This window comes from Bacillus sp. NEAU-CP5, from assembly GCF_026420705.1.
Lineage (GTDB): Bacteria > Bacillota > Bacilli > Bacillales > Bacillaceae > Bacillus > Bacillus velezensis.
In genome coordinates this window covers 31,116-55,290 of sequence record NZ_JAPMOV010000009.1, presented here as the reverse complement: position 1 = coordinate 55,290, position 24,175 = coordinate 31,116, and the positions used below count along the sequence as shown (strand labels likewise).

The 24,175-nt window shown below is 44.5% G+C and carries 29 protein-coding genes and 1 rRNA gene; 29 read left to right on the top strand and 1 reads right to left on the bottom strand.

Going from position 1 to position 24,175, the window contains the following annotated elements; translation table 11 throughout:
* The first annotated feature begins 11 nt into the window (after nucleotides 1–11).
* From rrf to rsmI, 14 genes are all read left to right on the top strand, one after another.
* Nucleotides 12–127 (top strand): 5S ribosomal RNA (gene rrf / locus OTK50_RS19620).
* Between the two features lie 175 nt (nucleotides 128–302).
* Entirely contained in the window at nucleotides 303–497 is a 195-nt protein-coding gene (locus OTK50_RS19615) for a sigma factor G inhibitor Gin (protein ID WP_007409914.1), read from the top strand.
* A 148-nt stretch (nucleotides 498–645) separates the two neighbouring features.
* Nucleotides 646–1,260: a 5-bromo-4-chloroindolyl phosphate hydrolysis family protein gene (locus tag OTK50_RS19610; protein ID WP_224223961.1), complete on the top strand. Its 615-nt coding sequence runs from the start codon at nucleotides 646–648 to the stop codon at nucleotides 1,258–1,260.
* A 15-nt stretch (nucleotides 1,261–1,275) separates the two neighbouring features.
* The gene (locus OTK50_RS19605) at nucleotides 1,276–2,394 is read left to right on the top strand and encodes a toxic anion resistance protein (RefSeq protein WP_088461226.1); all 1,119 of its coding nucleotides are present in this window, start codon (nucleotides 1,276–1,278) and stop codon (nucleotides 2,392–2,394) included.
* A 76-nt stretch (nucleotides 2,395–2,470) separates the two neighbouring features.
* Nucleotides 2,471–3,904, top strand: a complete 1,434-nt coding sequence (locus OTK50_RS19600) for an aminotransferase class I/II-fold pyridoxal phosphate-dependent enzyme (protein ID WP_044803040.1) — start codon at nucleotides 2,471–2,473, stop codon at nucleotides 3,902–3,904.
* Complete coding sequence (tmk, locus tag OTK50_RS19595) at nucleotides 3,901–4,539, top strand: dTMP kinase (RefSeq protein WP_007615155.1); 639 nt, start codon at nucleotides 3,901–3,903, stop codon at nucleotides 4,537–4,539. Before OTK50_RS19600 ends, tmk begins: the two co-directional genes overlap by 4 nt.
* Nucleotides 4,540–4,609: 70 nt before the next feature.
* Entirely contained in the window at nucleotides 4,610–4,939 is a 330-nt protein-coding gene (gene darA / locus OTK50_RS19590) for a cyclic di-AMP receptor DarA (RefSeq protein WP_004264734.1), read from the top strand.
* 12 nt (nucleotides 4,940–4,951) lie between these two features.
* Nucleotides 4,952–5,392: a YaaR family protein gene (locus OTK50_RS19585; RefSeq protein WP_004264730.1), complete on the top strand. Its 441-nt coding sequence runs from the start codon at nucleotides 4,952–4,954 to the stop codon at nucleotides 5,390–5,392.
* 11 nt (nucleotides 5,393–5,403) lie between these two features.
* On the top strand, nucleotides 5,404–6,393 hold the full coding sequence (gene holB / locus OTK50_RS19580) for a DNA polymerase III subunit delta' (RefSeq protein ID WP_088461224.1): 990 nt from the start codon (nucleotides 5,404–5,406) through the stop codon (nucleotides 6,391–6,393).
* A gap of 2 nt (nucleotides 6,394–6,395) precedes the next feature.
* A complete protein-coding gene (gene ricT / locus OTK50_RS19575) occupies nucleotides 6,396–7,223 on the top strand; it encodes a competence/sporulation regulator complex protein RicT (RefSeq protein WP_004264723.1) in 828 nt (275 codons plus the stop codon).
* A gap of 14 nt (nucleotides 7,224–7,237) precedes the next feature.
* The gene (gene yabA, locus OTK50_RS19570) at nucleotides 7,238–7,597 is read left to right on the top strand and encodes a replication initiation-control protein YabA (RefSeq protein ID WP_004264720.1); all 360 of its coding nucleotides are present in this window, start codon (nucleotides 7,238–7,240) and stop codon (nucleotides 7,595–7,597) included.
* 60 nt (nucleotides 7,598–7,657) lie between these two features.
* A complete protein-coding gene (locus OTK50_RS19565) occupies nucleotides 7,658–8,401 on the top strand; it encodes a tRNA1(Val) (adenine(37)-N6)-methyltransferase (RefSeq protein WP_004264717.1) in 744 nt (247 codons plus the stop codon).
* Nucleotides 8,388–8,687: a GIY-YIG nuclease family protein gene (locus OTK50_RS19560; RefSeq protein WP_088461223.1), complete on the top strand. Its 300-nt coding sequence runs from the start codon at nucleotides 8,388–8,390 to the stop codon at nucleotides 8,685–8,687. The genes OTK50_RS19565 and OTK50_RS19560 overlap by 14 nt, the downstream gene beginning before the upstream one ends.
* Complete coding sequence (gene rsmI, locus OTK50_RS19555; protein ID WP_088461222.1) at nucleotides 8,662–9,543, top strand: 16S rRNA (cytidine(1402)-2'-O)-methyltransferase; 882 nt, start codon at nucleotides 8,662–8,664, stop codon at nucleotides 9,541–9,543. The genes OTK50_RS19560 and rsmI overlap by 26 nt, the downstream gene beginning before the upstream one ends.
* Before the next feature lie 50 nt (nucleotides 9,544–9,593).
* On the opposite strand, the gene abrB is transcribed toward rsmI, so the two are convergent.
* On the bottom strand, nucleotides 9,594–9,884 hold the full coding sequence (abrB, locus tag OTK50_RS19550; protein WP_169510469.1) for a transition state genes transcriptional regulator AbrB: 291 nt from the start codon (nucleotides 9,882–9,884) through the stop codon (nucleotides 9,594–9,596).
* A gap of 483 nt (nucleotides 9,885–10,367) precedes the next feature.
* Here abrB and metG point away from each other — a divergent pair, with 483 nt between their 5' ends.
* The 15 genes from metG to OTK50_RS19475 all read left to right on the top strand — a co-directional run bounded on the left by metG (nucleotide 10,368) and on the right by OTK50_RS19475 (nucleotide 24,125).
* Nucleotides 10,368–12,359, top strand: a complete 1,992-nt coding sequence (gene metG, locus OTK50_RS19545; protein ID WP_088461221.1) for a methionine--tRNA ligase — start codon at nucleotides 10,368–10,370, stop codon at nucleotides 12,357–12,359.
* A gap of 76 nt (nucleotides 12,360–12,435) precedes the next feature.
* A complete protein-coding gene (locus tag OTK50_RS19540) occupies nucleotides 12,436–13,203 on the top strand; it encodes a TatD family hydrolase (protein ID WP_017419495.1) in 768 nt (255 codons plus the stop codon).
* Nucleotides 13,204–13,337: 134 nt separating this feature from the next.
* A complete protein-coding gene (locus OTK50_RS19535; protein ID WP_088461229.1) occupies nucleotides 13,338–14,663 on the top strand; it encodes a G5 and 3D domain-containing protein in 1,326 nt (441 codons plus the stop codon).
* Nucleotides 14,664–14,797: 134 nt separating this feature from the next.
* Complete coding sequence (gene rnmV / locus OTK50_RS19530; protein WP_004264696.1) at nucleotides 14,798–15,361, top strand: ribonuclease M5; 564 nt, start codon at nucleotides 14,798–14,800, stop codon at nucleotides 15,359–15,361.
* The gene (rsmA, locus tag OTK50_RS19525; protein WP_004264694.1) at nucleotides 15,351–16,232 is read left to right on the top strand and encodes a 16S rRNA (adenine(1518)-N(6)/adenine(1519)-N(6))-dimethyltransferase RsmA; all 882 of its coding nucleotides are present in this window, start codon (nucleotides 15,351–15,353) and stop codon (nucleotides 16,230–16,232) included. Before rnmV ends, rsmA begins: the two co-directional genes overlap by 11 nt.
* A 172-nt stretch (nucleotides 16,233–16,404) precedes the next feature.
* The gene (gene yabG / locus OTK50_RS19520) at nucleotides 16,405–17,280 is read left to right on the top strand and encodes a sporulation peptidase YabG (protein ID WP_032872185.1); all 876 of its coding nucleotides are present in this window, start codon (nucleotides 16,405–16,407) and stop codon (nucleotides 17,278–17,280) included.
* 211 nt (nucleotides 17,281–17,491) lie between these two features.
* Nucleotides 17,492–17,752, top strand: coding sequence for a biofilm formation stimulator Veg (veg, locus tag OTK50_RS19515; RefSeq protein ID WP_007615173.1), 261 nt, complete (start codon nucleotides 17,492–17,494; stop codon nucleotides 17,750–17,752).
* Nucleotides 17,753–17,914: 162 nt separating this feature from the next.
* Entirely contained in the window at nucleotides 17,915–18,103 is a 189-nt protein-coding gene (locus tag OTK50_RS19510) for a small, acid-soluble spore protein, alpha/beta type (RefSeq protein WP_011996172.1), read from the top strand.
* Nucleotides 18,104–18,246: 143 nt separating this feature from the next.
* Nucleotides 18,247–19,116: a 4-(cytidine 5'-diphospho)-2-C-methyl-D-erythritol kinase gene (ispE, locus tag OTK50_RS19505; protein ID WP_266122004.1), complete on the top strand. Its 870-nt coding sequence runs from the start codon at nucleotides 18,247–18,249 to the stop codon at nucleotides 19,114–19,116.
* A gap of 55 nt (nucleotides 19,117–19,171) precedes the next feature.
* Nucleotides 19,172–20,029 carry a pur operon repressor gene (gene purR, locus OTK50_RS19500; RefSeq protein ID WP_004264666.1) on the top strand — a complete coding sequence of 286 codons (858 nt, stop codon included), beginning with the start codon at nucleotides 19,172–19,174 and terminating at the stop codon, nucleotides 20,027–20,029.
* The gene (gene ridA, locus OTK50_RS19495) at nucleotides 20,026–20,406 is read left to right on the top strand and encodes a 2-iminobutanoate/2-iminopropanoate deaminase (protein ID WP_004264663.1); all 381 of its coding nucleotides are present in this window, start codon (nucleotides 20,026–20,028) and stop codon (nucleotides 20,404–20,406) included. The genes purR and ridA overlap by 4 nt, the downstream gene beginning before the upstream one ends.
* A gap of 195 nt (nucleotides 20,407–20,601) precedes the next feature.
* A complete protein-coding gene (gene spoVG, locus OTK50_RS19490; RefSeq protein ID WP_004264660.1) occupies nucleotides 20,602–20,895 on the top strand; it encodes a septation regulator SpoVG in 294 nt (97 codons plus the stop codon).
* A 191-nt stretch (nucleotides 20,896–21,086) separates the two neighbouring features.
* Nucleotides 21,087–22,457 carry a bifunctional UDP-N-acetylglucosamine diphosphorylase/glucosamine-1-phosphate N-acetyltransferase GlmU gene (glmU, locus tag OTK50_RS19485; RefSeq protein WP_004264658.1) on the top strand — a complete coding sequence of 457 codons (1,371 nt, stop codon included), beginning with the start codon at nucleotides 21,087–21,089 and terminating at the stop codon, nucleotides 22,455–22,457.
* A gap of 21 nt (nucleotides 22,458–22,478) precedes the next feature.
* Nucleotides 22,479–23,432 carry a ribose-phosphate diphosphokinase gene (locus OTK50_RS19480; RefSeq protein WP_004264656.1) on the top strand — a complete coding sequence of 318 codons (954 nt, stop codon included), beginning with the start codon at nucleotides 22,479–22,481 and terminating at the stop codon, nucleotides 23,430–23,432.
* An 84-nt stretch (nucleotides 23,433–23,516) separates the two neighbouring features.
* Nucleotides 23,517–24,125: a 50S ribosomal protein L25/general stress protein Ctc gene (locus OTK50_RS19475; protein WP_029326252.1), complete on the top strand. Its 609-nt coding sequence runs from the start codon at nucleotides 23,517–23,519 to the stop codon at nucleotides 24,123–24,125.
* The last annotated feature ends 50 nt before the right edge of the window (nucleotides 24,126–24,175 follow it).

Sequence of the window (24,175 nt, the reverse complement as noted above, 5' to 3'; positions counted from 1 at the left end):
ACTCTCAATGGTTTGGTGGCGATAGCGAAGAGGTCACACCCGTTCCCATGCCGAACACGGAAGTTAAGCTCTTCAGCGCCGATGGTAGTCGGGGGTTTCCCCCTGTGAGAGTAGGACGCCGCCAAGCTATATTATGGTAAAGGCAGCTCATGATGAGCTGCCTTTTTTGTTGTTTTGAATAAAAACAAAACAAACACCGAAATACGGAAACGCCCATATACTAATTGCAAACTTCAAAAAGGTCCAAATTGTGTATACAATCAACAGCTTAAGGGAAGGCTATTCATACGGAGGTGGGCAAAATGAATGAAACGTCCAGCCATGAAGAAACATGTATTGTGTGTGAAACCAAAAAAAGCAGGGGAATCCATATTTATACGAAATTTATATGTTTAGAGTGTGAGAAGAAAGTAGTTTCCACTCCGACCTCTGATCCAAATTATGAATTTTTCGTTCGTAAACTGAAAAGCCTTCATACACCGACGTTATATTCTTAACCCTGAAAAGGGTCTTTTTTTTGCCTGAAATCAGAGGAGTTTTTACACTTTTTATAAAAGAACTGATACGATAAGAAGAGGAACTTGTTTAGACATGGAATGTAATAGATAATACTGATAAAAGTGAATAAATAGGAGTCGATCAAGTATGAAACCGTTTATTCAATATATGAAATGGACGCTTTGCGGCAGCACAGTTTTTGTATTAGCGGGGATAACCTTCTTTACGATAGGGCATCAGCCTTTTCTGTATTCGCTTTTATACGGGGCAGCCGGCGGAGCCGCAGCCAGTGCGGCCGGTCTGTGGAATGCGAAGCGTCTCTTTTTAAAAAAACACCGGCTGACAAGAAAAGAATATGCTTATATCAAGGAAAATCTTGAGGAAGCAAAGGGTAAAATCATCCGATTACGCAGGGCGCTTTTTCGCTCTAAAAGTATACAAATGCTGAAGCAGAATGCAGAGATACTGCGGATAACCCGACGAATATATCTGCTCACAAAGCAAGAGCCGAAGCGTTTTTATCAGGCGGAGCGTTTCTATTATCAAACGCTTGATTCTGTTGTGGAACTGACGGAAAAGTATGCTCTGCTCTCATCACAGCCGCGAAAAAATAAAGATTTATCAATGTCCTTGAGTGATACGAGGGTGACTCTAGCAGAGCTTTCCAGAAGGCTGGAAGAGGATCTTCATGAACTGATGAAGGAGGACATCGACGACCTGCACTTTGAATTAGATGTGGCAAAGCATTCACTGAGAAAATAGGAAAGGAAGAAGGAAATGGCCAAAGACCGTTCCGACGACAGCATGGGCGCCCAAAATGACCAGACCCCTCTAAAGCTTGCAGATACGCTGCCGGAAGAAAAAAGAGAAGCGGCACTTCGGCTCGCTGAAAAACTGGACCCTGAGAACATGCAAAGCATTGTTCTGTTTGGTTCACAGGCGCAGGCGAATCTTCTGGAATTTTCCCACACGATGATAGAGCACGTGCAAAGAAAAGATGCAGGAGAGATGGGACAGATACTGGCTGATTTGATGCTGAAGCTTGATCAGGTCAACCCTGATGATCTGCAGATGAAGAACAAAGGGTTTTTCGCCCGGCTGTTTAAAAGGGTGTCCGGTTCTGTACAGGAAGTGCTTTCGAAATATCAAAAGACAAGTGTGCAGATTGACCGTATCAGCAGAAGGCTGGAACATTCTAAAAATGTGCTGTTGAGTGACAATAAATTGTTAGATCAGCTGTACGCCCAAAATAAACAATACTTTTCTGATTTAACTATGTATATAGCAGCGGGGGAATTAAAAATAGATGAGCTGAAAACAAAGCTGATACCCGAAGCGGCAAGAAAAGCCGAATTACAAGAACACAATCAAATGGCCGCGCAGGAAGTGAATGATCTTCGCCAGTTTGCCGACCGTCTGGATAAGAGGGTGCATGATCTGCTGCTGAGCAGGCAGATTACGCTTCAGAGTGGGCCGCAAATCCGCCTGATTCAAAACACGAATCAGGCACTGGCAGAGAAAATTCAGTCCTCCATTGTTACGGCTATTCCTTTATGGAAGAATCAAGTCGCCATCGCGCTGACGCTTATGAGGCAGCGGAGTGCGGCAGATGTGCAGCAGAAGGCGGCGGATACGACAAATCAATTGCTGCTGAAAAACGCCGAACTTCTGAAAACAAGTACAGTCGAGACCGCCAAAGCCAATGAGCGCGGACTTGTTGAGGCAGAAACCCTCAAAAAAGTGCAGGAAAGCTTAGTCAGCACACTTGAAGAAATCATGTCTATTCAAGAAGAAGGCAGGATGAAACGCAGGCGTGCCGAGGAGGAGCTTGTTATCATGGAAGGCGATTTAAAAAAGAAGCTGCTTGATATGAGGTCCGGCCGGGATAACGGCTAGATGGCAAAAGTCTTAGCTTTAAGTTGGCTCGCAGTCACGATATAATAAGAAAGACAGGCAAAGGATTTGTTTAAAAATGGACACACCTTTATATACAGCGCTGATGAAGCATGCGCACCGAAATACGTATTCTTTTCATGTTCCGGGACATCACAATGGAGATGTCTTTTTTGATGAAGCCAAATCTGTATATCAATCTCTTTTATCTATTGATATGACTGAGATCACGGGTCTTGATGACTTGCATCACCCGACGGGGGTCATTAAGGAAGCGCAGGATTTGGTGAGCAGATTTTACGGCTCTCAGGAAAGCTTCTTTCTCGTCAATGGAACGACCGCCGGCAATCTGGCGATGATTTTAGCTGTTTGTGAACCGGGTGAACCCATTCTGATCCAGCGTAATTGTCACAAGTCTGTTTTCCATGCGGCGGCATTGGCCGGAGCCAAGCCGGTTTATTTGGCGCCGGAAATCGATGAAAACTTGCATGTGCCGGCACATGTATCCCTTTCAGTCATCGAAAAAGCGCTGGCGTCATATCCGAACGCGAAAGGACTTGTTCTGACCAATCCGACTTACTACGGACACGCCGCCGATTTGACTGCGGCAGTTAACAAAGCCCATTCATACGGCGTTCCTGTACTGGTAGATGAGGCTCATGGGGCTCACTTTGTGTTAGGCCAGCCTTTCCCGCCTTCATCATTGGCTATGGGGGCGGACGCCGTTGTTCAATCGGCTCATAAAACGCTTCCGGCTATGACGATGGGGTCTTACTTTCATTTGAACAGCACCAGAATTGACAGAGATCGATTAACTTATTATATAAGCAGTTTGCAAAGCAGCAGCCCGTCATACCCGATTATGGCATCTTTAGATACGGCGCGCGCTTATGTGCAGGATATTGCTGAAAAAGGGACACTTCCCGTTCATATGGAGCACATTGAGAAAATCAAACGAAGGTTCGCATCAATTTCTTCTATTGAAATAATCGAGCCTTCCGGATATGGGCTGCGGGCGGACCCGTTAAAATTAATTCTTCGGTCAAAGCTCGGACATTCCGGCTATTCATTACAACGCATTTTGGAGAGTGAAGGCATTGTTGCCGAGCTGGCTGACGAGTACCAAGTATTGCTCGTACTGCCGATAGGCGGCAGGCGGATGATAGAACAGGCAACCGTAAGAAACATACAGCAGAAACTGGAGAATACACCGCCCGATAAATTGCCGGATGCCGTGAATTGGACATTTCCGTCCATATCGACACTTGAATACCCGCAAAATGAGATGCGGAAGTTTAAAAAAGAGCTTACAGATATAAATAAGGCTGCCGGGCGCTTGCATGCGGGGAACATTATTCCTTATCCGCCGGGAATTCCGCTGATCATGGACGGAGAACGGATAACAGAAGAGATCGTACAAAAGCTTTCCCGTTTAATCGGCATGGACACGCATATTCAAGGCTTGTTAAACGGGGAACAATTACTTGTCTATATAGAAGAGGAGAAATCATGAGCGGTTTATTTATAACATTTGAAGGTCCTGAAGGTGCAGGGAAAACGACTGTGCTTCAGGAAATGAAAGAGATTCTGTCGGCAGAGGGGCTCCCGGTGACAGCGACAAGAGAACCGGGCGGCATCGACATTGCGGAACAGATCAGAGAAGTGATCTTAAATAAAAACAATACACTGATGGATGCAAAAACGGAGGCGCTGCTTTACGCCGCGGCGAGAAGACAGCATTTAGCCGAAAAGGTGCAGCCTGCATTGAAAGAAGGCCGCATTGTGTTGTGCGATCGTTTCATCGACAGTTCGCTGGCTTATCAAGGCTATGCGAGAGGGCTCGGCATTGATGAAGTCCTTTCTATCAACCAGTTTGCAATCGGCGATACGATGCCTGATGTCACCATCTATTTTTCTATTGAGCCGGAAGAAGGGTTGAAACGGATTACGTCGAATGATTCAAGAGAGAAGAATCGTCTCGATCTTGAGGCCCTGCACTTTCACACAAAAGTACGGGAAGGATACCAAAAGGTCATGCAGCGTTTTCCCGAAAGATTTCATACAATCGACGCTTCGAAAAAGAAGGAACTCGTCATTCAGGACGCACTTCAAGTGATAAATGAAGCATTGAAAAAAATTCAGTTGTGACCTGTTTCTCATAAGTTGCTATAATGAATGTAACGACAATGTTCTTTCCAACCTAAAGGGGGCCTAGAGAATGAAACTAATAGTGGCAGTGGTGCAGGATCAGGACAGCAACAGGCTTTTGAAAGTATTAACCGACCACAACTTCAGGGTGACGAAGCTTGCGACAACAGGCGGATTCCTTAAATCAGGCAATACGACGTTTATGATCGGGGTGGAAGATATCCGTGTCGATAAAGCGCTCAGCCTTATTAAAGAGAATGGCTGTAAACGTGATCAGATGATTGCCCCGGTATCCCCGATGGGCGGGAATGCGGATTCCTACGTTCCATATCCCGTCGAAGTGGAAGTCGGCGGAGCGACGGTCTTTGTCCTCCCGGTCGATGAATTTCATCAATTTTAAGGATTTGACGACGTGAAAATAAATTCTGACTTACGTACATTTATTGAGAAAAAGCAGCAGCCTGCTTATAAAGCGGCAGAGCTTTCCGGAACATTTAAAAGTTCAATGGACAGCCAAAGCAGCAAGCTGAAATTTGATCAGCTGAGCAGGTTCTTAACGGATATAGAAACGTTCGGGAAAAGGCTGACGAAGTCGAGAAACTTCAAAGACTTAGCGAAATTCAAAGGATTGGTAAAACGTTTTGTAAAAGAGGCCGTAGACAGCGGATTATCGCATGAGACGGAGAAAAGCTTTGACCTGTACGGCAGCAGCCGGACTCTGGGGCTTGTGAAAGAAATAGATGAAAAACTGCTTCAGCTGACGGAAGAAATGTTAGATCAGGAAAAACCGGCAATTGATTTGCTGGATCGAATCGGAGAAATAAAAGGTTTATTGATTAACCTTTACACATAGAGAGTGATACAATGGTAATATCATGGAAGGAAATGACCGGGCAGCAGCCCAGAGTGATGCGGCTTTTGCATAACAGTATTGAAAAGAAAAGGCTTTCTCACGCCTATCTGTTTGAAGGCAAAAAAGGTACGGGCAAATTGGATGCCGCACTGCTTCTCGCAAAAAGCTTTTTTTGCCTTGAAGGCGGGACTGAGCCTTGCGGGGAGTGCCGGAACTGTAAGCGCATTGAATCCGGAAACCATCCCGACCTGCATGTGGTTCAGCCCGACGGATTATCCATTAAAAAGGCTCAGATCCAGTCGCTTCAGGAAGAGTTTTCTAAAACAGGACTGGAATCGCATAAAAAGCTGTACATTATATCCCATGCGGATCAAATGACGACAAATGCGGCAAACAGTCTGCTGAAATTTTTAGAGGAGCCGAGTCAAGACACCATCGCAATTCTGATTACTGAGCAGCTCCACCGAATACTGGATACCATCGTTTCGAGATGTCAGGTTCTCCCGTTCCAGCCGCTTCAGCCGAAAGCCATAGAAGAAAGGCTGATTGAACAGGAAGTGAGCCTTCACATGGCCCGGCTCTTAGCAAATATGACAAATAATATTGCGGAAGCAGTCGAATTAAGTCGAAATGATGAGTTTGCAGAGTCCAGAGCGAAAGTGATAAAATTGTATGAAGTCTTACATCAGCGGAAAGGACATGCCTTTTTCTTCATTCAGGATCAGTGGGTGCCCTTTTTCAAAGAAAAAACCCATCAAGAAATGGGTCTTGATATGCTCTTATTGATATACCGTGATGTATTATCCATCCAAATTGGAAATGAAGATAAACTGATTTATCAAGACTTATTCCAATCAATAAAACAGCATGCGCTGCAATTTACACAACAAAGCGTTACGAACCAAATTCTCGCTGTTTTAGAAGCAAAAAAACGGCTTCATTCCAATGTGAATGTGCAGGGATTAATGGAGCACTTGGTGTTAACGTTGCAGGAGGGATAAGCTTGTACAACGTAATAGGCGTCCGCTTTAAAAAAGCGGGGAAAATTTATTATTTTGATCCGAACGGATTTGATATAGAACAAGACAGCTGCGTCATTGTTGAAACCGTAAGAGGTGTCGAATACGGGCAGGTTGTCATCGCAAATAAACAAGTGGACGAGCATGATGTTGTGCTTCCGCTTCGAAAGGTCATTCGCGTTGCTGATGAACGCGATCTTCTCATTGTAGAAGAAAACAAACAGGAGGCCCTGTCCGCTTTTGAAGTCTGTCAGAAAAAAGTGGCTGACCACGGCTTAGATATGAAGCTGGTTGATGTTGAGTTTACATTTGACCGCAATAAAGTCATTTTTTACTTTACAGCAGACGGACGGGTTGATTTCAGGGAATTGGTCAAAGACTTGGCTTCTATCTTTAAAACGAGAATCGAATTGCGCCAAATCGGGGTGAGGGACGAGGCGAAAATGCTCGGCGGTATCGGACCATGCGGGAGAATGCTTTGCTGCTCCACGTTCCTCGGTGATTTTGAACCGGTGTCCATCAAAATGGCGAAGGATCAAAATTTATCGTTGAACCCAACGAAGATTTCCGGTCTGTGCGGCCGTTTGATGTGCTGTTTGAAGTACGAAAATGATGAGTATGAGACGGCAAAAGAACAGCTGCCGGATTTAGGCGAAATGATTACGACGGCAAACGGCCCCGCAAAGGTTGTCGGTCTTAATATTCTGGAACGGGTGCTTCAGGTGGAACTGAAGAATCGTGAAAAAGTGATAGAATATACTTGGGAAGAGCTCTTGGAAGAGGGCGTCGTATCCGCACAAACCACAGATTAACGAGGTGTGGAACCTTGGATAAAAAAGAGTTATTTGATACTGTCATAAACCTGGAGGAACAAATCGGTTCGCTGTACCGTCAGCTGGGTGACTTAAAGCAGCATATCGGCGAAATGATTGAAGAGAATCACCATCTTCAGCTTGAAAATAAGCATTTGCGTAAGCGGCTTGATGACACGACAGAGCAAATTGAGAAATTCAAAGCCGATCAGAAAGAAACAAAAACACAGAAGGCAGAGCAGAGTGATATAGGAGAAGGGTACGACAATCTGGCCCGGCTGTATCAAGAAGGCTTTCATATTTGCAACGTCCATTATGGGAGCGTCCGCAAGGGAGATTGCCTTTTTTGTCTGTCCTTCTTAAATAAAAAATAAGGAAAAGGCTTCCGCTGATGTCGGAAGCCTTTTTCAAAGAGTGCCGAAAGGAATAAGATTATGGTTTCATTACGTGATGATGAAAGATTGGATTACTTATTAGCAGAGGATATGAAAATAGTACAGAGTCCGACGGTTTTCGCTTTTTCATTAGATGCCGTGCTGCTGTCTAAGTTTGCATACGTTCCGATTCAAAAGGGGAACATCGTTGATTTATGCACGGGGAACGGCATTGTGCCGCTTTTGCTCAGCACAAGGTCAAAAGCCGATATCACCGGCGTTGAAATTCAGGAACGCTTGTATGATATGGCGCTCCGAAGCGTGGAATACAACGGGCTGGGCGGTCAGATCAGTCTCATTCATGATGATCTGAAAAATATGCCGGAAAGACTCGGACATAATAAATATGATGTTGTCACCTGCAATCCGCCTTATTTTAAAACACCGAAAGAGGCGGAGCAGAACCTGAACGAGCATCTCAGAATCGCAAGGCACGAAATTCTTTGCACGCTTGAAGATGTGATTTCCGTCAGCAGCAAACTGCTGAAGCAAGGCGGAAAAGCGGCTCTCGTTCATCGGCCGGGGAGGCTTTTGGAAATCTTTGAATTAATGAAAGCGTACCGAATAGAACCGAAACGGGTTCAGTTTATTTATCCGAAACAAGGTAAAGAAGCGAATACCATTTTGGTTGAAGGAATTAAAGGCGGCCGCCCTGATCTCAAAATTCTTCCCCCGCTGTTCGTATACAATGAACAAAATGAATATACGAAAGAGATCCGCACGATTTTATATGGAGACAAATAGTCATTTCTTTTATGTGCTGCTGTGCAATGACAACAGTCTGTATGCCGGTTATACAAATGATCTGCAAAAACGGCTGAAAACCCACAATGAGGGAAAGGGCGCGAAGTACACAAGAGCGCGGAGGCCGGTTTTGTTATGCCATGCGGAATCATTTGAAACAAAACGGGAAGCGATGCAGGCGGAATACCGTTTTAAACAGCTGAACCGAAAGAAAAAAGAGCAATATATAGAAGAAAAACGACGCAGCAAGGAGGCTGTATATGTTAAGACGCCAGATGAGTTTTAACGGAAAAACTGAAATGGGAACTCTGTACCTTGTTCCTACACCGATCGGCAATTTGGAGGACATGACCTTTCGTGCAGTAGAGACGCTGAAATCGGCCGATGTCATAGCTGCCGAAGATACAAGACAGACGAAAAAGCTGTGCCATGTTTATGACATAGAAACATCTCTCATCAGCTATCATGAACATAATAAAGAAAGCAGCGGCCATAAAATCATTGAATGGCTGAAAAGCGGAAAGAATGTGGCATTGGTCAGTGATGCCGGCATGCCGACAATTTCCGACCCGGGGGCTGAGATTGTGAGAGATTTCACCCAAATCGGCGGATATGTCGTTCCGCTTCCGGGTGCTAATGCGGCATTAACCGCGCTGACCGCATCAGGCATCACCCCGCAGCCATTTTTCTTCTACGGATTTTTAAACAGACAGAAAAAAGAAAAGAAGAAAGAACTCGAACTCCTGAAAAAACGGCAGGAAACGATGATATTTTACGAAGCGCCGCACAGATTGAAAGAAACATTAACAGCAATGCATGACGTTTTGGGTAATCGAACCATCGCCGTCACGAGAGAATTAACGAAAAAGTATGAGGAATTCATCAGAGGAACCATCGCCGAGGTGATTGAATGGGCAAATGAAGATCAAATCCGCGGTGAGTTCTGTCTCGTTGTCGAAGGAAATCAAACCGCTGAACCGGATGAAGAGGAAAAGCCTTGGTGGACGGAGCTTTCTGAGAAAGAGCATGTGGAGCATTACATAAACGAAGGAGCATCTTCCAAACAGGCCATAAAACAAACAGCGGTAGATCGGGGCGTTCCGAAACGCGAGATTTATGACGCTTATCACATTCAATCATAAAAAAAAACCGTTCTTGTATCGTAACAAGAACGGTTTTTGTATGAAATAGCTTATTTTTGGTTTTGAAGCTGGTTTTGAATTTCAGAGATGATTTGCTCAGCGCCTTCTTTGCTGAGTACCAATTTGCCGCCGGCAAGTTTAAGGTTATCATCAGAAACTTCACCAGTTACTTGGCAAGTCATGTTTGGTTTATATTTTTTAAGGATGATTTTTTCATCATCAACATAAATTTCAAGAGCGTCTTTTTCTGCGATGCCCAGTGTACGGCGAAGTTCGATAGGGATAACTACGCGTCCAAGTTCATCAACTTTACGTACGATACCAGTAGATTTCATTAACAGTCTCCTCCCGAGAGATAATTATTTTGTAGTTTATATTTTTCTTCGTCATTATTCGACAAAATTCCTTACATTCCTAGCATAACAAGGTTTCCAATAATCGTCAATCTTTTTGTTTACTATTGATTGTAAGAATTAGTTCTTATAGTAAGTAAAGCCTTGGAAATCCTGAAATAACAGGCTTTTTGACTGCTTTTTCGAACCTATTATCCTACTGAAAATCCTTTTAAATCAAGACTTTCGAACCAAGATGTTTTATATTAGTAGATTATATACGACAAATTTCGACATGTTAAGACTTTTTTTAATTTCAATAAAAATTTTTAATTTTATTTACTCTTTTACGCGCAGTACGTATATATCCTTGATCTTAAAGGCTAAGATGGTATCATAGATAGAGGACAAATATCAATATTGTATATCAAATAAAACCGCTCTCGTCCTTTGGGCGTGAGCTTTTCGACATTCTGAATGGGAGGTTGCAACATGCCGCAAGACAATAATACTTTTTATATTACAACCCCGATATATTATCCGAGCGGAAAATTACATATCGGCCATGCTTATACTACCGTGGCCGGCGATGCGATGGCGCGTTACAAAAGATTAAAAGGATTTGACGTACGCTACTTAACCGGAACGGATGAGCACGGACAGAAAATCCAGCAGAAAGCGGAGGAAGAGAATATCACGCCTCAAGCTTATGTGGATCGTGCAGTTGCTGAAATCCAAAAACTATGGAAGCAGCTCGACATTTCTCACGATGATTTCATCCGGACGACGGAAAGCCGGCACAAAGAAATTATCGAGAAAGTGTTTCAAAAACTTCTTGATAATGGTGACATTTACCTGGATGAGTATGAGGGCTGGTACAGCATCCCTGATGAAACATTCTATACGGAAACACAGCTGGTGGATGTGGAACGAAATGAGAAGGGTGAGGTTGTCGGCGGAAAAAGCCCTGACAGCGGCCACCCGGTCGAATTAATCAAAGAGGAGTCATACTTCTTCCGCATGAGCAAATACGCAGACCGCCTGCTGAAGTTTTATGAGGAAAATCCTTCTTTCATCCAGCCTGAATCACGCAAAAATGAAATGATTAACAACTTCATTAAACCGGGGCTTGAAGATTTGGCCGTTTCCAGAACGACGTTCGACTGGGGCGTAAAAGTGCCGGGAAATCCGAAGCATGTCGTGTATGTATGGATTGACGCACTGTTCAACTATATTACAGCGCTCGGTTACGATACGGAAAATGATGAGCTTTACAAAAAGTACTGGCCGGCTGACGTCCACCTTGTCGGTAAAGAAATTGTCCGTTTTCATACCATTTACTGGCCGATTATGCTGATGGCGCTTGATCTCCCGCTGCCTAAGCAAGTATTCGCGCATGGCTGGTTATTGATGAAAGACGGAAAAATGTCGAAATCAAAAGGAAATGTCGTTGATCCGGTAACGTTAATTGAACGCTACGGCTTGGATGAACTTCGCTATTACCTGCTTCGCGAAGTACCGTTCGGTTCAGACGGTGTCTTTACGCCGGAAGGTTTCGTAGAACGGATTAATTATGACTTGGCGAACGACTTAGGAAACCTTCTGAATCGTACAGTCGCAATGATCCAAAAATATTTTGACGGCGAGATTGGTTCATATGAAGGAAATGTAACCGATTTTGATTCAGAGCTTTCTTCTGTAGCCGGTGAAACGGTTAAAGCTTATGAAAAGGCAATGGAAAACATGGAGTTTTCAGTCGCTTTATCAACGCTATGGCAATTAATCAGCCGTACGAACAAATATATTGATGAAACTGCTCCGTGGGTGCTTGCTAAAGACCAGGAAAAACAAAAAGAATTACGTTCTGTCATGTATCATTTAGCTGAATCTCTACGTATCTCAGCCGTATTGCTCCAGCCTTTCTTGACGCAAACACCTGAAAAAATGTTTGCCCAGCTCGGAGTTGAGGATCAGTCTCTAAAAGCATGGGAAAGCATTCAGACATTCGGCCAATTGAAGAACACGAAAGTGAAAAAAGGGGAACCGCTTTTCCCTCGTCTTGAAGCTGAAGAAGAAGTAGCTTACATCAAGCAAAAAATGCAAGGAACTGCTCCTGCTAAAGAAGAAAAGGCGGAAGAGCCGCAAGAAGCAGAGCGGCTTCCTGAAATTACGTTTGATCAATTTATGGATACAGAACTTCGCGTCGCAGAGGTCTTGTCCGCAGAGCCGGTGAAAAAAGCAGATCGGCTGCTGAAATTACAAATTGATCTGGGCTTTGAACAGCGCCAAGTTGTATCAGGTATCGCAAAGCATTACACGCCGGATCAGCTTGTGGGAATGAAGATCATTTGTGTAACGAATTTAAAACCGGTAAAACTGAGAGGCGAGCTTTCTCAAGGAATGATACTGGCAGGAGAATCAGACGGCGTTCTCAAAGTTGTAGCTGTCGACCAGTCATTACCGAAAGGCACTCGAATTAAATAAATAGATGCAAAAGGTGTTTCACGTGTAACATTCCGTCGAACACCTTTTGTTTTTCAACAAGAAAGGAGTTTTTATGATGCTTTTTGATACACATGCGCACTTAAATGCCGAGCAATTTGACACAGACTTAGAGGAAGTCATTGCGCGTGCTAAGGCTGAAAAAGTTGAACGGATCGTCGTTGTCGGATTCGACAAACCCACTATCACGCGTGCGATGGAGCTGATTGAGGAATATGACTTTATATACGCTGCGATCGGCTGGCATCCGGTAGACGCAATTGACATGACAGAGGAAGATTTATCATGGATTAAGGAACTGTCCTCTCACGAAAAAGTCGTGGCAATCGGAGAGATGGGCCTTGATTACCACTGGGATAAATCACCAAAAGACGTTCAGAAAGAAGTATTCCGGAAACAAATCGCTCTCGCCAAAGAAGTGAATCTTCCAATTATCATTCATAATCGTGATGCAACAGAAGATGTTGTCACAATTTTGAAAGAAGAGGGAGCGGAAGAAGTCGGCGGTATTATGCACTGCTTTACGGGGAGCGCGGAGGTTGCGCGGCAGTGTATGGATATGAATTTCTATATTTCATTCGGCGGACCGGTTACCTTCAAAAATGCGAAGAAACCAAAAGAAGTAGCAAAGGAAATTCCGAATGACCGTTTGCTGATTGAAACGGATTGCCCTTTCCTGACACCGCATCCTTTCCGCGGCAAACGGAATGAGCCAAGCTATGTAAAATATGTTGCTGAACAGCTCGCTGAATTAAAAGGGCTGACATATGAAGAAATTGCCTCAATTACAACCGAAAACGCAAAAAGACTTTTCCGCATGAACTGACAGAATGCGCTGTCATAACGTGTAAAAGCTTGTCCGATTCAGTGGATATGTAAAACGGTTCTACAAGCTTCCTTCTCCTCATAAGATAGGTTGTCGATATGTCTCTCTTCCTTTTTTTGCTTTGTTTTTGCATAATGAGGGATACGCTGAAGGTTTTTTATCTTCGAGATGGGAGGGTTGACAGCATTTTAGATACTCTATATAATCTCTCCGAGGAGAAGGAGGCGTTTTTCATCACACAAAAAATGAAAAAACTGTTTTCCGTAAAGCTTGGTAAAAGCAAGGTTATTCTTATTGCAGCTATTATTCTGCTGGGCGGAACCGGGACTGCATACGGGGCACATGAGCTCTCAAAACAATCAGTTTCTGTTTCCATCAACGGCAAGAAAAAGCAAATACGCACTCATGCAAAAACGGTTGGGGAACTTCTGGAAGATTTACATATAGAGACGAGAAATGAAGACCGGATTACCCCGTCTAAGCAGACAGCATTGGCAGACAACATGAATGTCGTGTATGAAGCTGCAAAGCAGATCCGTGTGACAAGAGGCGGAGAAGAAAAGACTTTATGGTCAACGGCAAAAACAGTCGGCGCATTTCTGAACGAACAGCATACACCTGTGAATCAGCACGATAAAATAGATCCAGCAGCAGATACGAAAGTGACAAACGGCATGAAAGTCACGGTCGACCCGGCTTTTCAGGTCACTGTAAATGATGCGGGAAAGAAAAAGAAAATATGGACGACTTCGACTACGGTCGCTGACTTTTTAACGCAGCATAAGATGGACATGAAAGACGAAGATAAAGTAAAACCGGCATTACACGAAAAGCTCACAAAAAATCAGGCCGGTATACAAATCACTCGTATCGAAAAAGTCACCGATGTAGTTGAGGAAAAAATAGCGTATCAAGTGAAAGAAAAAGAAGATGCGTCTCTCGACAGCGGGAAAGAAAAGATCGTTCAAAAAGGAAAAGAAGGCAAACTTAAAAAGCATTTTCATGTTGTCAAAGAAAATGGAAAAGAAGTTTCAAGAAAGCTTGTTAAAGAAGAAACATCTGAAAAAAGCAAAGATCAGATCATTGCGGTCGGCACAAAGCGGCACAGTCCCAAGATTGAGCAGCTCAGTGCACCTGTGAAGGCATCTTCGGGCGAAACCGGATCTTCCGGTAAAGTGATTACCGTGTCTTCCACGGCTTATACCGCAAGCTGCAGCGGCTGTTCCGGCCATACGGCTACAGGCGTTAACCTGACAAGCAATCCGAATGCCAAAGTCATTGCGGTAGACCCAAGCGTCATCCCGCTCGGCACAAGAGTCCACGTAGACGGATACGGGGATGCCGTGGCCGCTGATACAGGTTCAGCCATTAAAGGAAGACGGATTGATGTCTTTTTCCCTGAAAAATCTTCAGCTTACCGCTGGGGAAAGAAACAGGTCAAAATAAAAATCTTAAATTAATTCCGATTCACTCAGAGGGTTTTGCGCCCTCTGTTTTTTTCGTTATAATAGGTAAAGTGTATTTTCAGTATATTAGACGTGACATGCAAGCAAAGGTTTCGTTTTGGATATAAAAAGTTTTTTTGGAGGAAGTAATGAAAATTAAAGAAATTATTGTAGTCGAGGGACGCGATGACACTGCGCGCATAAAACTTGCCGTTGATGCGGATACGATCGAGACAAACGGTTCCGCAATCGGAGACGAAGTCATCAGGCAGATTCGGCTGGCGCAGGAAACGAGAGGGGTCATCGTGCTGACGGACCCGGATTTTCCGGGGGAAAAGATCCGGAAAACCATTTCTGAAGCAGTACCCGGCTGTAAACACGCATTTCTGCCCAAACATCTTGCCAAACCGAAAAACAAGCGCGGCATTGGCGTTGAGCACGCATCCATTGAAAGCATCAGAGCATGTTTGGAAAATGTGCATGAAGAGATGGAGGCAAAGCCGAGTGAGATTTCAGCTGAAGATGTCATACAGGCTGGTCTGATCGGCGGACCGGCTGCCAAAAGACGCCGCGAACGATTGGGCGACCTGCTGAAGATTGGCTATACAAACGGCAAGCAGCTTCAAAAACGGCTGCAAATGTTTCAAATCAAAAGAAGTGATTTTATTGATGCGCTCGATGCTATGAGGCAGGAGGAACAGGATGAACAATAAAGATATCGCGACACCTATCAGAACGAAGGAAATTCTGAAAAAGTACGGTTTCTCTTTTAAAAAGAGTCTGGGACAGAATTTCTTAATTGATACAAATATATTGGACAGAATTGTGGACCATGCGGAAATTACGGATCGGACCGGAGTCATTGAAATCGGGCCCGGAATCGGCGCGCTGACAGAGCAGCTTGCCAAACGGGCGAAAAAGGTCGTCGCGTTTGAAATTGATCAGCGCCTGCTGCCCATTCTCAATGATACGCTGTCTCCATATGACAATGTAACGATCATTCATCAAGATGTGCTGAAAGCAGACGTCAAATCTGTCATTGAAGAGCAGTTTCAGGATTGTGATGAAATTATGGTGACGGCGAATCTCCCATATTATGTGACGACGCCTATCATCATGAAGCTATTGGAAGAACATCTTCCGTTAAAAGGAATTGTCGTGATGCTGCAAAAAGAGGTCGCAGAGCGGATGGCTGCTGATCCTTCCTCTAAGGAGTACGGATCGCTTTCCATTGCGGTTCAGTTCTATACGGAGGCCAAAACCGTCATGACCGTCCCGAAAACGGTGTTTGTGCCTCAGCCTAATGTCGATTCAGCCGTCATCCGTCTTTTGCTTCGTGACGGCCCGGCGGTTGACGTCGATAATGAACCGTTTTTCTTCCAGCTGATTAAAGCAAGCTTCGCACAGCGCCGGAAAACCTTGCTGAACAACCTTGTGAACAATCTTCCGGGCGGAAAAGAGAAAAAAGCTCAAATTGAAGAAGTTCTTCAAGAAACGAATATTGACGGAAAGCGGCGCGGTGAATCCCTGTCCATAGAAGAATTCGCGCTCCTGTCCAACGGATTGCATAAAGCCCTTTTCTAAGAGGGCTTTTTGTTTTGCGTCACCACTTGGACTGCCGCTACATAGGCTAGAGGAGAACCTTATTCATTCAACTGCAAGAAAAGCTTGAAACATCAAGCGCCGCAGCGGAAAGAGGTGTATTTGCCAAGACTTCTTTCATGATGAGGCTTAGTCTATTTGTGGAGTGGGTAACGTGCAATTTCAAATAGGAGATATGGTAGCCAGGAAATCCTATCAAATGGATGTTTTATTTCGCATTATCGGTATAGAGCAAACAAGCAACGGAAATTCAATTGCCATCCTGCATGGTGACGAAGTCAGATTGATTGCGGATGCTGATTTTTCTGATTTGGAGCCTGTCAGAAAAGACGAACAGGCCATGAGAAAGAAAAGAGATGAAAGCAGGATGAATGAATCTCTCGAGCTGCTCCGCCAGGATTATAAGCTGCTTCGGGAAAAACAGGAATATTATGCGACAAATCAATATCAGCATCAGGAGCACTACTTTCATATGCCCGGAAAGGTATTGCATCTGGACGGCGATGAGGCCTATTTGAAAAAGTGCCTGAACTTTTATGAAAAAATCGGTGTGCCGGTATACGGAATTCACTGCCATGAGAAAAAAATGCCGGCATCAATTGACGAGCTGCTTGATAAATACAGGCCGGATATTTTAGTCATCACCGGCCATGATGCATATTCCAAGCATAAGGGTGACGTGAACGATTTAAGCGCCTACAGGCATTCTAAACACTTTGTCGAAACCGTTCAAAAAGCGAGGCGTAAAGTCCCTCATTTGGATCAGCTGGTCATATTCGCGGGGGCCTGTCAATCTCATTTCGAGTCTTTAATCAGAGCAGGCGCGAATTTCGCAAGTTCGCCGTCACGCGTCAATATCCATGCGCTTGACCCGGTATATATTGTCGCGAAAATCAGCTTCACCCCGTTTATGGAGCGGATCAATGTGTGGGATGTCCTGAGAAATACGCTGACGAGAGAGAAAGGGCTGGGAGGAATTGAAACGAAGGGTGTGCTGCGTGTCGGTATGCCGTATAAATCAAATGGATGAGTGATAAAACCCGCATATATTTCGCTATGCGGGTTAATTATTTTACATATTGATACATAAATTTCCGGAACTTGTGAAAAATAACGCAGAAATCAATAGAATTTTGTCAAAATAATTTTGTTGACAATGACTTATTAACGTTGATATAATTTAAATTTTATTTGACAAAATTGGGCTCTTGTTGTACAATAAATGTAGTGAGGTGGATGCAATGGCGAAGACGTTGTCCGATATAAAAAGATCGCTTGATGGGAATTTAGGTAAACGGCTTACGTTAAAAGCAAACGGCGGCCGCCGAAAAACGATTGAGCGTTCGGGCATTTTAGCTGAGACGTACCCTTCTGTTTTTGTGATACAACTAGATCAAGACGAGAATTCGTTTGAAAGAGTTTCATACAGTTATGCTGATATTCTGACTGAGACTGTTGAATTGACATTCAATGACGATACGGCAAGCTCAGTAGCATTTTAATGGGCAGTGAACCTTTTGTTTACTGCTTTTTGTTTTGCCTTCTAAAGCTCTTCTAATTATTCCCTCGAAAGTTTCTGCCGATTAAACGAAAGCTATAGGTGTCACATGTTTTATCGTGGCGTGCACGAATGGTGATCAATTCTATAAAAGGGGTTGTTTCGTTTGGGCAGACGTCGTGGAGTTATGTCAGATGAGTTCAAATATGAGCTGGCGAAGGACCTTGGTTTTTACGATACGGTGAAAAACGAGGGCTGGGGAGGCATTCGGGCGCGTGACGCCGGGAATATGGTAAAGCGCGCGATTGAGATTGCCGAACAGCAGATGGCGGCTCAGAACCAAAATAACCGATAATGCAGTGGCCCGGGGGACAATCCGTTCCCCGGTTTTTTCTATCGGCTGTCAAAACCGGCGTCAATTTCGGATAAGTACCTCCGGGTCTCCAAATGTGATACAATGTTCATACTTATGTTTAGATGGAGAAGTAGGTGAAAGCTATGCGTATTTTAGAAAAAGCGCCGGCCAAAATCAATCTGTCCCTCGATGTGACGAGTAAACGCCCGGATGGTTATCACGAAGTGGAGATGATCATGACGACAATTGATTTGGCAGATCGGATTGAACTGACAGAACTGCCCGAAAACGTTATCAGAGTGGCGTCGCATAACCGCTTTGTTCCGGATGATCAAAGAAATCTGGCTTATCAGGCAGCCAAACTGCTTAAAGAACGGTTTCAAATCAAAAAAGGCGTTTCCATTATGATTACAAAAGTGATCCCTGTAGCGGCAGGGCTTGCCGGCGGAAGCAGCGATGCGGCTGCGACACTAAGAGGGCTGAACAGGCTGTGGGATTTAAAGCTTTCTGTCGAAGAGCTCGCGGAGCTTGGCGCTGAAATCGGTTCAGACGTGTCCTTCTGTGTTTACGGAGGCACTGCTCTGGCAACCGGACGCGGTGAGAAGATCAGGCACATCAGTGCTCCGCCTCATTGCTGGGTCGTGCTCGCCAAACCGACGATCGGGGTATCGACTGCCGAAGTGTACCGCCGGCTGAATTTGCAGCAGGTTCGGCATCCGGATGTACAGGCGATGATTGACGCGATTGAAGAAAAAAGCTTCCAAAAGGTATGCGGACAATTAGGAAACGTATTGGAGTCGGTTACGCTCAGCCTCCATCCCGAGGTGGCGATGATTAAAAATCAAATGAAACGCTTCGGCGCTGATGCGGTGTTAATGAGCGGAAGCGGACCGACTGTATTCGGTTTGGTTCAATACGAATCAAAGGTGCAGCGGATTTATAACGGGTTAAGAGGTTTCTGTGATCAAGTGTACGCGGTGCGGATGATCGGCGAACAGAATGCTCTTGATTAAATCCGTATGTTAAGTTATATTATTTTTAAATTATTCGGATTTTGGGGGTAAGTTCATGAAGTTTCGTCGCAGCGGCAGATTGGTGGACTTAACAAATTATTTGTTAACCCATCCGCATGAATTAATACCGTTAACGTTTTTCTCAGAACGGTATCAATCAGCAAAGTCATCAATCAGTGAAGATTTAACGATTATTAAACAGACCTTTGAACAGCAAGGCATTGGGACGCTGCTTACAGTGCCGGGAGCTGCCGGAGGCGTCAAATACATTCCGAAAGTGAAACAGGCAGAAGCAGAAGCGTTTATACAGGAGCTGGGACAGTCTTTAGTAAATCCTGAGCGTATCCTTCCGGGCGGTTATGTATATTTAACGGATATCTTAGGAAAACCATCTGTCCTCTCTCATGTAGGCAGGCTTTTTGCTTCCGTTTTTGCGGAGCGGGAGATTGATGTGGTGATGACCGTTGCGACAAAAGGAATCCCTCTTGCTTACGCAGCGGCCAGTTATCTGAACGTTCCGGTTGTCATCGTGCGAAAGGACAATAAAGTGACGGAAGGCTCCACGGTGAGCATCAATTATGTATCAGGGTCATCTAACCGCATTCAAACGATGTCGCTTGCGAAAAGAAGTTTGGCTACGGGTTCGAACGTTTTGATTATTGACGACTTTATGAAAGCCGGCGGCACCATTAACGGCATGATCAGTTTGCTTGATGAGTTTAATGCAAACGTCGCGGGAATAGGTGTCTTGGTTGAAGCCGAGGGAGTGAATGAACGGCTTGTCGATGAATACATGTCACTGCTCACGCTTTCAACCATCAATATGAAAGACAAAACGATTGAGATTCAAAACGGCAATTTTCTGCGATTTTTTAAAGAACAGCATTTAAAGAATGGGGAGACAGAAAAATGACAAAAGCAATCCATACAAAACACGCGCCGGCAGCGATCGGGCCATATTCACAGGGAATCATTGTAAACAACATGTTTTACAGCTCAGGCCAGATTCCTCTTACTGCTGAAGGAGAAATGGTAAACGGTGATATCACAGAACAAACGCATCAGGTGTTCAGCAATTTAAAAGCTGTGCTGAAAGAAGCGGGCGCTTCTCTCGAGACGGTTGTAAAAGCAACGGTATTTATTGCTGATATGGAGCAGTTTGCGGAAGTGAATGAAGTGTACGGACAATACTTTGATGTACATAAGCCGGCAAGGTCTTGTGTGGAAGTGGCGAGACTGCCGAAAGATGCTCTCGTGGAAATTGAAGTCATTGCGCTGGTGAAATCTTAAATCTCAGAAAAGTGGTTCCGGTCTCCGGGATCACTTTTTTTATGCAGTATATGATCCCCAAATATGGTTTATCACCTAATTGTGTATGTATATCCTATATTTTCAAAAAAACTTTTTGAAACGTGCAGGAATTTAAAAAGAATCGTGGAATTGTTAGACTAATGCTTTTATATAGGGAAAAGGTGGTGAACTACTGTGGAAGTTACTGACGTAAGATTACGCCGCGTGAATACCGATGGTCGCATGAGAGCGATTGCATCCATCACGCTGGATCACGAATTTGTCGTACATGATATTCGTGTGATTGATGGAAACAATGGTCTTTTCGTTGCGATGCCGAGTAAACGCACCCCTGATGGAGAATTCCGCGATATTGCTCATCCTATTAATTCCAGCACGCGGGGCAAGATCCAGGATGCTGTTTTAAATGAGTATCATCGTTTGGGTGATTCTGAAGCATTAGAATATGAAGAAGCCGGGGCTTCTTAAACATAACAAAATGTAAGGACTGCTGATAAAGGCTGACACAAGGCCTTTTCCGGCAGTCCTTTTTTAAATCTGATTTTTCAGTAATAAAGCGATTACATAGAAAATTCTTGCACTTTTTGATGTCTTCTTGAAATCAACAGCTATTTAGGATATATTTTTCTATGGATAAAAGGGATATTGGAGGCCATTAAATGGATAAGCGGTTTGCAGTGATTTTAGCTGCCGGAAAAGGAACGAGAATGAAATCGAAGCTTTACAAGGTCCTTCATCCGGTATGCGGAAAGCCTATGGTAGAGCACGTCGCAGACGAAGCTCTGAAATTATCTTTAGCGAAGCTTGTCACCATCGTAGGACACGGCGCCGAAGATGTGAAGAAGCAGCTCGGACAGAAAAGCGATTACGCTCTCCAAGCAGAACAGCTCGGTACGGCTCATGCGGTCAAACAGGCAAAACCATTTCTTCACGGAGAAAAGGGTGTCACGATCGTTATTTGCGGCGATACACCGCTTCTGACGGCGGAGACGATGGAAGCCATGCTGAATGAACATACAGACAAAGGTGCAAAAGCCACGGTGTTAACGGCCGTTGCCGACGATCCCGCCGGATACGGAAGAATCATCCGCAGTGAAGACGGCGCCGTTCAAAAAATCGTGGAGCACAAGGATGCTTCGGAGCAAGAACGTCTTGTGAAAGAAATTAACACGGGAACGTACTGTTTTGATAACGAGGCTCTTTTTCGTGTCATCGAACAGGTTTCGAATGAAAATGCCCAAGGCGAGTATTATCTGCCGGATGTGATCGAAATCCTCAAAGACGAAGGCGAAACTGTTGCCGCTTACCAGACTGGTAACTTCCAAGAGACGCTCGGAGTGAATGATAGAGTCGCTCTTTCTCAGGCTGAAATGTATATGAAAGAGCGTATTAACAAACGGCATATGCAGAACGGAGTCACTTTAATCGATCCGATGAATACGTACATCTCACCTGACGCACGTATCGGACAAGATACAGTTATTTATCCCGGAACTGTGTTAAAGGGACAAGCTGAAATCGGCGATGAATGTGTCATCGGCCCTCACACTGAGATAGAGGACAGCTCAATCGGCAGCCGCACTGTGATTAAACAATCCGTTGTCAATCGCAGCAAAGTTGGGAATGATGTAAATATCGGTCCTTTTGCTCACATCAGACCCGATTCCGCAATCGGCAATGAAGTGAAGATCGGAAACTTTGTTGAAATCAAGAAAACACAATTCGGCGACCGGAGCAAAGCATCTCATTTAAGCTATATCGGTGATGCCGAAGTGGGCACGGATGTGAATCTGGGCTGCGGCTCCATCACGGTCAATTATGATGGGAAGAAAAAGTATTTAACCAAAATTGAAGACGGCGCCTTTATTGGCTGCAACTCCAATCTGGTCGCTCCTGTTACAGTGGGAGAAGGCGCGTACGTCGCTGCGGGTTCAACCGTAACTGAAGATGTGCCGGGCGAAGCGCTTGCCATTGCCAGAGCAAGACAAGTAAATAAAGAAGATTATGTGAAAAATATTCATAAAAAATAATCCTAAAATCGGAGGTTTACCATGTCTAACGAATACGGAGATAAGAATTTAAAGATTTTTTCTTTGAATTCAAATCCAGAACTTGCAAAAGAAATCGCGGATAATGTAGGGGTTCAATTAGGAAAGTGCTCTGTTACAAGATTCAGTGACGGAGAGGTCCAGATCAACATAGAAGAAAGTATTCGCGGCTGTGATTGCTATATCATTCAGTCTACAAGTGCGCCGGTTAATGAGCACATTATGGAATTGCTGATTATGGTTGACGCTTTAAAGCGCGCTTCCGCGAAAACAATCAACATTGTGATTCCGTACTACGGTTATGCGCGCCAGGACAGAAAAGCAAGATCACGTGAACCGATTACGGCAAAACTTTTTGCAAACCTGCTTGAAACAGCGGGTGCGACACGCGTGATCGCGCTTGATTTACACGCGCCGCAAATTCAAGGTTTCTTTGATATTCCGATTGACCACTTAATGGGTGTTCCGATTTTAGGCCATTACTTTGAAGGTAAAGACTTGAAAGATATCGTCATTGTTTCTCCTGACCACGGCGGTGTGACGCGCGCCCGCAAACTTGCGGACCGTCTGAAAGCGCCGATCGCGATTATCGACAAACGCCGTCCTAGACCGAATGAGGTAGAAGTGATGAACATCGTCGGTAACGTGGAAGGTAAAACAGCGATCCTGATCGATGATATTATTGATACGGCCGGCACAATCACACTTGCCGCTAACGCGCTGGTTGAAAACGGAGCTGCAGAAGTGTATGCATGCTGTACGCACCCTGTACTGTCAGGCCCTGCCGTTGAGCGGATCAATAACTCTAAAATCAAGGAGCTTGTCGTAACGAACAGCATTAAGCTTCCTGATGAGAAAAAAATCGACCGCTTTAAGCAGCTTTCTGTCGGACCGCTTCTGGCTGAAGCGATCATCCGCGTTCACGAGAAACAATCTGTCAGCTATTTATTCAGCTAAACCAAAACTTTAAGGTTTAAATCCCAGTTATTGTGGGTATTGTTCTAATAGGACGATAAAACGATAATTAGGATGGTGCTGAATATGGCAACTTTAAAAGCAAATGAAAGAACAGATTTTAAACGTTCGACGCTTCGGAAAATCCGTCATTCAGGACATGTTCCAGGGATTATATACGGTAAAGAAACAACGAATACGCCTGTCTCTTTAGACAGTGTCGAATTGCTTAAAACATTGCGGGACGAAGGAAAAAACACGATTATCACAATTGATGTCAACGGAAATCAGCAATCGGTTATGGTGACTGATCTTCAGACAGACCCGCTCAAAAACGAATTGACGCACGCCGATTTTCAAGTCGTGAATATGAGTGAGGAGCTGGAGGCCGAGGTGCCGATTCAGCTGACGGGAGAGGCGAAGGGAGTCAAGGACGGAGGCGTCATCCAGCAGCCGCTGCATGAGCTTTCGATCAAGGCTAAGCCGAAGGACATCCCTCAGACAATCAATGTTGATATTTCAGGACTTGAGATGAATGATGTGCTGACCATCGCAGATCTGACTGCTGACGGCAATTATACATTTACAAACGATCCGGAAGAAGTCGTGGCTTCCATCCTTCCTCCTAAGCAGGAAGCATTCGAAGAAGATGCAGAACCGTCTCCTGGGGAAGAGCCCGAAGGAGAAAATCAATAAGCGCTTTAAGACGTAACCCGCCCGAGGTTACGTCTTTTGTGCTAGAATGA